This is a genomic window from Allobosea sp. CER48 (assembly GCF_044752385.1).
Lineage (GTDB): Bacteria > Pseudomonadota > Alphaproteobacteria > Rhizobiales > Beijerinckiaceae > Allobosea.
In genome coordinates, this window is the sequence record NZ_JBIWYK010000098.1 from 1 (window position 1) to 8,838 (window position 8,838).

Here is an 8,838-nt window from a genome sequence, read left to right on the forward strand (position 1 = left end):
CGAGCTAAGCCGTTTCGCTTTCGGCGACCAGGCTGATCCTGTCGAGTTTCGGCGTCATCGTATCCAGCAGCGGCAGCGCAGCGGCGCCCAGAGCCGCGGTGAGCCGCCCCGTCGCACCGCGCTGGACGCGCGGGATCTGCCGCGCCGCCCGGTTGGCCACCGAGATCGGCAACGGCGACATCGCGGCGATCATCGCATCGACGACCTCATCGGGCATCTCGCCGCCGAGGATGATCGTCTCGGGGTCGAACAGGTTCTCCAGCATCGCCACTACCGGCGCCAGCAAAGCTGCCGCTTCCGCGATCCAGCGCTCCAGGACCGGGTTCGCGTCCCGATGCAGGCGTACGATATCGTCCGGCCCGGCCTCTCCGATCCCGGCTTCCTGCAGCGTCTCGACCAGCGCATGGACCGAAGCATAGCGCTCGAGGCATCCGCGCCCGCCGCAGGCACATGCGCGCCCGTCGCTCACGACAGGAATATGGCCGATCTCGCCGGCATTGCCGAAAGCGCCGCGATAAGGCTGCCCGCCGACGATGACGCCCAGACCCAGGCCCGCACCGAAATAGATCTGGCAGAAATGACGCAGATTGCGCCCGAGGCCGTGGAGATGCTCGCCGACCGCCGCCGCCGTGGCGTCGTTCTCGATCACGACAGGCGCATTCAGAGCCGCAGAGAGAAGCTGCGCCGCATCCTGCCCCGCCCATCCCGGCAAGGGCGACATGCCGACCGAGCTCATGCCCTCGATCTCGAAAGGGCCGGGCATCACGACGCCGCAACCGAGGAGGCGCAGCGGCGGCCCGGCTACACGCTGCGCCTCAGCCAGTTCCGCCGCCGCCAGACGCTGCACGCCCGTAACCGTCGGATCGGCGAGCGGCACGATGCGCTGCGACCTGACCTGCCCGACCAGGTCGACCAGCACGGTGGTGACGTGATCGGCCGCGATCTCCATGCCCGCGGTCATGCCGCCGTCCGGATTGACTGCGAATTCGACGGGCGGCTGGCCCCGCGCGGTTCGCCGGCGGCCCAGCTCCGTCAGGAAACCCTCCGAAACCAGCTCCGCGACGATGTTGGAAACGGCCTGCGCCGTCAGCCGCGTCAGTACCGCGATGTCCGAACGGCCCAGCTGCCCGTGCTGTCTCACCGTCTCGAGCACCACGCGGCGATTGTGGCTGCGCGTCCGCTCCGGATTGGTGCCGACGGCGACGCTGCGGGAAGGGGGCGGTTGGCGATGCGGCATAGGCGGTCAGCTGAGAGGGCGATGCGACAGCCTGCGTCGATGATTAATCCAACTCAAGTGAATTAATTGATTGACAGCCGATCCCCGACGCGCCGACGATGCACCCAAGCTGTCGAATGGGGCAGCGCGCCCGCTTGGCCGGGCGGCTCGATAACGGGGAGAGCGAACATGCGCGGCTTACGCGGGATGCTGTTGGGTCTGTTGGTCTCCGTCGGCGCTGTCGCCGGCGCGAAGGCGCAGACCGTCGAGATCGAATACTGGCAGTACGTGTTCGACGCGCGCGTCAAGGCGATGAACGAGCTGATCAAGCGCTTCGAGGCCGCCAACCCGAATATCAAGGTCAAGCAGACGACCTTCCCCTATGCCGACTACCAGACCAAGATCGCCGCCGCGATGCCGGCTGGCCAGGGCCCGGATGTAGTGCAGCTGTTCTATGGCTGGCTCGATAATTTCGTCGGTGCCAAGTTCATCCAGCCGTTGCCGCGCGACGCCTTCCCGCCCGCAGCGATCGAGAAGGAATTCTATCCGATCGTCTCGGCGATGAAGCGCGACGGCGAGTATTACGCCTTGCCGACGGCGGTCCGATCGCTCGCGCTGTTCTACAACAAGAAGCTCTTCCAGGAGGCCGGGCTAGACGCGAACACGCCGCCGAAGACCGTCGACGAACTGCTCGACTTCGCCAAGAAGACGACCAAGCGCGACGGCGCCGGCAACATGCTCTCGGCCGGCATCACGCTCGATTTCCCCGGCCAGGACTACCACTGGTGGCGCGAGACGCTGCTGCGCCAGAACGGCGGCGCGCCCTACAGCGACGACAATCGCAAGGTGACCTATGACAGCGAGGCCGGCGCCAAGTCGCTCAACTGGTACGCCGATCTCCAGCGCGTTCACAAGGTCGGCCAGGTCGGCTTCATGGACGAGGGACAGGCCGCCTTCCGCGCCGGCCGCGCCGCGATGACCATCGACGGCTCGTTCCGCCTCGGCGCCTTCGGTGGCATCAAGGCCTTCGAATGGGGCGTCGCCGAACTTCCCGCCTCGGCCGACGGCAAGAAGGCGAACTTCGCCAGCTACTGGGTCAATGCCATCACCACCAAGCCGACCGGCCCGAAGCTGGAGGCGGCCAAGAAGTTCCTCGCCTTCGTCACCACGCCCGAGGCGATGCAGCTCTGGCTCGAGACTGTCGGCGAGTTGCCGGCGCGTAAGGAAGCGGCCGAGACCGAGAAAAACCTGAACCACCCGGTATACGGGCCGTTCCTCAAAGCGCTGAACTACTCGCACGCCACGGTCTTCGTCGACGAGATGGCGCAGCGCCAGGTCTCGCTCGACATGATCAACCGCGTGCTGCTGCAGAACCAGGACGCCAAGGCCGCGCTCGCCGAGGCTGCCAAGGCCGAGCAGCCCATTCTCGACCGCTTCTACAAGAAGTGACGGGGATCGGGCGACGGATCGGAACATCGCGATGAACGCTACTTCGCCTCATGTCGATGCGCGATCCGGCGCCCGCCCATTCTCAGGCCTGAGCATGCGCCAGAAACAGGTCCTCTGGGCCTGGTCCTTCCTGGCCGTGCCGGTGCTGTTCTATGCGGTGGTGCGCTTCTACCCGACGCTCGAAGCCTTCTGGATCGCCACCACCAACTGGAACCTGCTGACCAAGCCCTCCTTCATCGGTTTGGCCAACTTCAAGCGACTCCTCGCCGATCCCGTCTTCTGGCAGGTCTTCCGCAACACCGCGCTCTACCTGCTGCTCGGCACGCCGATCAGCCTGCTGCTCGCCTTCACCATCGCCTATCATCTCGACCGCGTGCGTTTCCTGCACGGCTTCATCCGGGCGCTGTATTTCCTGCCCTTCCTGACGACGGCGGCGGCAATGGCCTGGGTCTGGCGCTGGTTCTACCAGCCGGTGCCGATCGGCCTGTTCAACAACCTGCTGGCCGGCATCGGCATCGCCCAGCAGCCCTTCCTGCGTTCGACCACCCAGGCCCTGCCGGCAGTGCTCGCGCCGGCGATCTGGGCCGGGCTCGGCTTCCAGGTCGTGATCTTCATGGCCGGCCTGCGCGCCATCCCGACGACCTATTGCGAGGCCGCTCGCATCGACGGCGTCTCGAACGGAACGATCCTGCGGCGGATCACGCTGCCGCTGCTCAAGCCGACGATCGTCTTCCTCGTCGTCTTCTCCTCGATCGGGTTCCTGCGCATCTTCGATCAGGTCTACAACATGACCAGCCAGACGAGCAGCGACCCCGGCGGCCCCCTGAACGCGACCAAGCCGCTCGTGCTGATGATCTACCAGACGGCCTTTTCGTCCTTCGACATGGGCTATGCCGCCGCGCAGACCGTGGTGCTCTTTCTCGTGCTGCTCGCCGTCTCGCTGCTGCAGCTTCGGCTGCTGAAGGACCGCTGATGCGCGTCGCCTCTCCCATGGCCCTGCGCGTCGAGCCCGGCCGCATCCTAGCCTGGCTCCTGCTCTTCGGCGGCGGCCTCCTGATGGTGACGCCGCTCGCCTTCATGTTCGCGACCTCGCTGAAGGATTCCGCCGAGATCTACGATCTCGCCTTCTTCCCGGCCCATCCGACATTCGACAATTATGTCAGCGTGCTCTCGGACGGCCGGTTCCTGCGCTGGTTCGCCAATTCCTTCGGCATCGCCACCGCGGTCACGCTCTCGAACGTCTTCTTCGACAGCCTCGTCGGCTACACCCTTGCGAAGTTCCGGTTCCGCGGCCGCTATCTCGTCTTCATCGCCATCCTATCGACGCTGATGATCCCGACCGAGATGCTGGTCATTCCCTGGTACGTCATGGCCAAGAACTTCGGCTGGCTCGACAGTTACTGGGGCATCATGTTCCCGGGCATGATGACGGCCTTCGGTACATTCCTGATGAAGCAGTTCTTCGAGACCGTACCCAACGACTTCCTCGAAGCCGCCCGCATCGACGGCCTCAACGAATTCGCGATCTTCTGGCGCATCGCCCTGCCGCTGGTGACGCCGGCCCTCTCGGCGCTGGCGATCTTCACCTTCCTCAGCAACTGGACGGCCTTCATCTGGCCGCTGATCGTGACGACGAGCAAGGAGCTCTACACCTTGCCGGTCGGCCTCACGAGCTTCGCGGTGGAATCGCAGGTCCAGTGGGAGCTGATCATGACGGGCGCGGCGCTCGCGACCCTGCCGACGCTGACCGTCTTCCTGCTGCTCCAGCGCTATATCGTGCGCGGCGTGGTCCTCGCCGGTCTCAAGGGCTGATTGCCATGACGAAAACCGACCCCCGCGCGACCGATACGTCCGTCTTCCCCGACCCGGTCTACAAGGAGACCGTGCTGCGGCCGCTCTTCGACGGCGCCAAGACGCATCACGTCGGGAGCTTCCGCGCCATCGACCGCGCCCATCTCGTCATGCTCGCGGAGACCGGCATCCTGCCGCGCGCCGCTGCCGGCCGCATCGCTCGCGCGCTCAATGAAATCGACCACGAGATCGACCCGGCCGCGCTGAGCTATGACGGAACCGTCGAGGACTACTTCTTCCTGATCGAGGCCGAGCTGAAGAAGCGACTGCCGGCGGATGATGCCGGGCGCCTCCACACCGGCCGCTCGCGCAACGATATCGACCACACCCTGTTCAAGCTCGCGCTCAAGCCGCGACTCGACCATATGGCCGGCCTGTTGCGCGCCCTGATCACGGCGACCCTTGACCTCGCCGAGCGCGAGAAGGCGACATTGATCGTCGCCTATACCCATGGCCAGCCGGCGCAGCCGACCACCTTCGGCCATTATCTCTCGGCGGCGATCGAGGTGATGCTGCGCGACCATGAGCGGCTGGTTCAGGCCCGTGCCCTGCTCGATCTCTCGCCGATGGGCGCGGCCGCCATCACAACCTCGGGCTTCCCGCTCGATCGCGCCCGCGTCGCGCATCTGCTCGGCTTCGCCGCCCCCTTCCAGAACTCATACGGTTGCATCGCCGCGATCGACTACCTGACCGCGACCCACAGCGCGGTCGAGCTGGTCTTCCTGCATCTCGGGCGGCTGATCCAGGATCTGCAGGTCTGGACCGCCTTCGAGGTCGGCCAGCTCTATGTGCCCAATGCCTTCGTGCAGATCTCCTCGATCATGCCGCAGAAGCGCAATCCCGTGCCGATCGAGCATCTGCGCCACCTCGCTTCGCAGACCGTAGCGCGCGCCCGGATGGTCAGGGACATCGTCCACAACACGCCCTTCACCGACATGAACGACGCCGAGGGTGAAACCAACGAGGCCGGATACCAGGCCTTCGCGACGGGCGCGCGCGTCCTCAGCCTCCTCGCCGCGCTGCTGCCGGCTTTGCAGGTCGACGGGCGCCGCGTCGCCGAGAATATCCGCCGCTCCTGCATCACCATCACCGAACTCGCCGACACGCTGGTGCGGTCGGAGGGGCTCTCCTTCCGCACCGCCCATGAGATCGCCGCCGATGTCGCGCGTGCCGTGATGGCCGCCGATGGCGACCTGCCGCGCGACGGCTACGCGCCCTTCCGGAAGGCCTTCCGCGAGCATGCCGGCCGCGAACCGGCCTTAAGCGAGGCGGCCTTCGCCGAGGCCGTCTCGCCCGAGCATTTCGTCGCGGTGCGCGAGCGCTTCGGCGGGCCGGGGCCGCAGGCCCTTGCCGCCGCCTTCGCCGGCTATCGCGGTGTGCTCGTGGCCGCAGGCCTCGCCGCGACGGCGACCGCCGCGCGCGAGGCCTCGGCGCGCCATGAACTCGACGCCGCCTTCGCGGATCTGATGGGAGCAGCCTGATGGCGGGTATCGAGCTTCAGGGGCTGATCAAGCGCTACGGCAAGACGCAGGTCGTCCACGGCATCGACCTTGCGATCGAAGACGGCGAGTTCGTCGTCTTCGTCGGCCCCTCCGGCTGCGGCAAGTCGACGACTTTGCGCATGATCGCCGGTCTCGAAGAAATCGACGGCGGCACCATCGTCATCGGCGACAGGCCCGTGAACCGGCTTGAGCCGAAGGAGCGGAACATCGCCATGGTGTTCCAGAACTACGCGATCTACCCGCATATGAGCGTCGCCGAGAATATCGGCTTCGGCCTCTATACGGCCAAGCTCGACAAGGCCGAGAAGCGCCGCCGCATCGAGGAGACCGCCCGCATCCTCGGGCTCGAACCACTGCTCGAACGCAAGCCCTCGGCGCTATCGGGCGGCCAGCGCCAGCGCGTCGCCATCGGCCGCGCCATGGTGCGCGACCCCTCGGCCTTCCTGTTCGACGAACCGCTCTCCAATCTCGATGCGCAGTTGCGCGCGCAGATGCGCCTGGAGATCAAGCGCCTGCACCAGCGGCTCGGCCGCACCATCGTCTTCGTCACCCACGATCAGGTCGAGGCGATGACGCTGGCCGACCGTATCGTCGTGATGCGCGACGGCCGCATCCTCCAGGTCGGTGCGCCGATGGAACTCTACGAGAAGCCGGCCGATGTCTTCACGGCCCGCTTCATCGGCTCGCCGACGATGAACATCCTCGCCGGCAAGGCGAGCAGCGCCGACGGAAGACCGAGGCTGGAGCTGGCCGGCAACGCTATCGAACTGGCGCCCCGTCCGGCGCCCCTGCCGGCGGACGTGCTGGTCGGCGTGCGTCCGCAGGAACTGCGCTTGCTCCGCTCCGGCGAGGATGCGGATCTCTTGCTCACCGGCAAGGTCGCGGTCGTCGAGCCGCTGGGGTCCGAGACCTTCGTCCATGTCGAGCATGGCGACGCGCTGATCCTTGCCTCGGCCTCGGCCAAGGCGCCTCCGGTCGTCGGCCACGAGGTGCGCCTCGGAGCCGGCATCGATGCCCTGCGCCTGTTCGACGCGTCGACCGAGCGCGCCCTATGAACGCCGGGCGCGACCTCGTCCTCAGCATCGGCCGGCTCTACTGCGACATCGTCTTCCGCGGGCTCAGCGCGCTGCCGCGCCTCGGCGAGGAGCGTTTCGCGCAGGACGTCTCGATCGTGCCCGGCGGCGGTGGATACATCACGGCCGCCCATCTCGCCTCGCTTGGGACTCAGGCGGGCCTCCTTGCCCGCATCGGGACGGACCCGCTTTCCGGCACGCTCGCCTCCGCTTTGACAGAGAGCGGCGTCGATCTGCGCTGGCTCGAACGCGCGCCCGAAGCCGGCCCGCAGCCGACGGTCGTGATGGTGCGGGATGGCGAGCGCGCCTTCCTCTCGCGGCGCGCGGGCAGCGCCCGACCGACGACGCTGGACGCCGCCCTTGCCAACCCGGCCGCGCGCCACCTCCACATCGCCGAGTTCGCCACGCTCGCCGAAATTCCCGATCTGATCGAGATCGCGAAAGGGGCCGGTCTCACCGTCTCGCTCGATCCGAGCTGGGACGACGACTGGATCCGCCGGCCCGACCTGGTCGCGCGTGCCGCCGGTGCCGATATCTTCCTGCCAAACGCCGCGGAGGCACGCGCCATCACGGGCTGCGAGGATCTCGACCGGGCTGGCAAACGTCTCGCCCGGCATTTCTCCATGGTGGTGATCAAGGATGGCAGCCATGGCGCGCGCCTCTTCGAGCGTGGCGACGCCATCGTCCTGCCTGCCCCCGAAGGCGGGCCGGTTCTCGATACCACGGGCGCGGGCGATGCTTTCAATGCCGGTTTCCTCGCCGCGTGGTTGGCTGGCCGCGCACCGAAGCAGGCGCTGGCGGACGGCATCGCCTGCGGAACGCTGTCGGTGCGTTCAGTCGGGGGAGCCGGGACGCGGCTCGACCGTGCCGCCGTCGACGCCATGAGCCGGGGCCTGTTGCTCAGCCCGGACCGGGTCGATGCCTGAGGCCCGCCTCACCCGCGAGGCGGCGGAAGCCGCCGAGGTCGCCGCCCGCCAGATCGCGGCCAACGGCGACGCGCTGGCGCGGCTGGGCGAACGCCTGCGCCGACGCAGGCCGGCCTTCATCGCGACCTGCGCCCGCGGCTCCTCCGACCACGCCATGACCTACGGCAAGTACCTGCTGGAACGCACGCTGGGCCTGCCAGTCGCCTCGCTCGGCCCGAGTCTCGCTTCGGTCTATGGCGAAGAGCTCGACCTCTCGGGCGCGGTGTTCATAGCGGCATCGCAGTCCGGCCGCAGCCCGGACGCCTTGCGTCTGACCGAGACGGCCAGACGCGGCGGCGCGCTCACGATAGGCCTGATCAACGACATGCAGTCGCCGCTCGCCGGGCTCGTCGACGTTGCCTTGCCGCTGGGCGCCGGCCCCGAGACCAGTGTTGCGGCGACCAAGAGCTTCCTCGCGACCGGTATCGCGCTTCTTCATCTCACTGCGGCCTGGAGCTGCGAGCGTGGTCTGTCGGATGCGCTCGTCAGGTCCCCCGAGCTGCTCAGGCAGGCGGGCCTCTGCGACTGGTCGCCCCTGTTCGACCGGCTCGCGGGTGCTACGAGCCTCTATGTCATCGGCCGCGGGCTCGGACTCGGCATCGCCCAGGAAATGGCACTCAAGTTCAAGGAAACCTGCCGCATTCATGCCGAGGCGTTCAGCGCCGCAGAAGTGCTGCACGGGCCGCTCGCGCTGGTGGGGCCGGGCTTTCCGGCGCTCGTCCTCGACCCCGGCGACGAGGGCAGCGCCAGCACGCTCGCGGCAGCGCGCACCATCGCCTTGC

General features: G+C 67.5%; 8 protein-coding genes. 7 read left to right on the forward strand and 1 reads right to left on the reverse strand.

Annotated features, from left to right (window positions below; genetic code table 11):
• Positions 1–4: 4 nt before the first annotated feature.
• Positions 5–1,237 (reverse strand): ROK family protein, encoded by a 1,233-nt coding sequence (locus ACIPIA_RS05945; RefSeq protein WP_400507598.1) that lies wholly within the window; start codon positions 1,235–1,237, stop codon positions 5–7.
• A gap of 168 nt (positions 1,238–1,405) precedes the next feature.
• Between ACIPIA_RS05945 and ACIPIA_RS05950 the strand changes: the two genes are divergently transcribed.
• From ACIPIA_RS05950 to ACIPIA_RS05980, 7 genes are all read left to right on the forward strand, one after another.
• Complete coding sequence (locus ACIPIA_RS05950) at positions 1,406–2,665, forward strand: extracellular solute-binding protein (protein WP_400507600.1); 1,260 nt, start codon at positions 1,406–1,408, stop codon at positions 2,663–2,665.
• A gap of 31 nt (positions 2,666–2,696) precedes the next feature.
• On the forward strand, positions 2,697–3,638 hold the full coding sequence (locus tag ACIPIA_RS05955) for a carbohydrate ABC transporter permease (RefSeq protein WP_400507602.1): 942 nt from the start codon (positions 2,697–2,699) through the stop codon (positions 3,636–3,638).
• Positions 3,638–4,477 (forward strand): carbohydrate ABC transporter permease, encoded by an 840-nt coding sequence (locus tag ACIPIA_RS05960; protein ID WP_400507604.1) that lies wholly within the window; start codon positions 3,638–3,640, stop codon positions 4,475–4,477. The genes ACIPIA_RS05955 and ACIPIA_RS05960 overlap by 1 nt, the downstream gene beginning before the upstream one ends.
• A 5-nt stretch (positions 4,478–4,482) precedes the next feature.
• Entirely contained in the window at positions 4,483–5,997 is a 1,515-nt protein-coding gene (locus ACIPIA_RS05965; RefSeq protein WP_400507606.1) for an argininosuccinate lyase, read from the forward strand.
• A complete protein-coding gene (locus ACIPIA_RS05970; RefSeq protein WP_400507608.1) occupies positions 5,997–7,073 on the forward strand; it encodes an ABC transporter ATP-binding protein in 1,077 nt (358 codons plus the stop codon). The genes ACIPIA_RS05965 and ACIPIA_RS05970 overlap by 1 nt, the downstream gene beginning before the upstream one ends.
• The gene (locus ACIPIA_RS05975) at positions 7,070–8,017 is read left to right on the forward strand and encodes a carbohydrate kinase family protein (RefSeq protein WP_400507610.1); all 948 of its coding nucleotides are present in this window, start codon (positions 7,070–7,072) and stop codon (positions 8,015–8,017) included. The genes ACIPIA_RS05970 and ACIPIA_RS05975 overlap by 4 nt, the downstream gene beginning before the upstream one ends.
• A partial coding sequence (locus tag ACIPIA_RS05980; protein WP_400507612.1) for an SIS domain-containing protein occupies positions 8,010–8,838 on the forward strand: 829 nt, incomplete at its 3' end. The genes ACIPIA_RS05975 and ACIPIA_RS05980, both read left to right, overlap by 8 nt.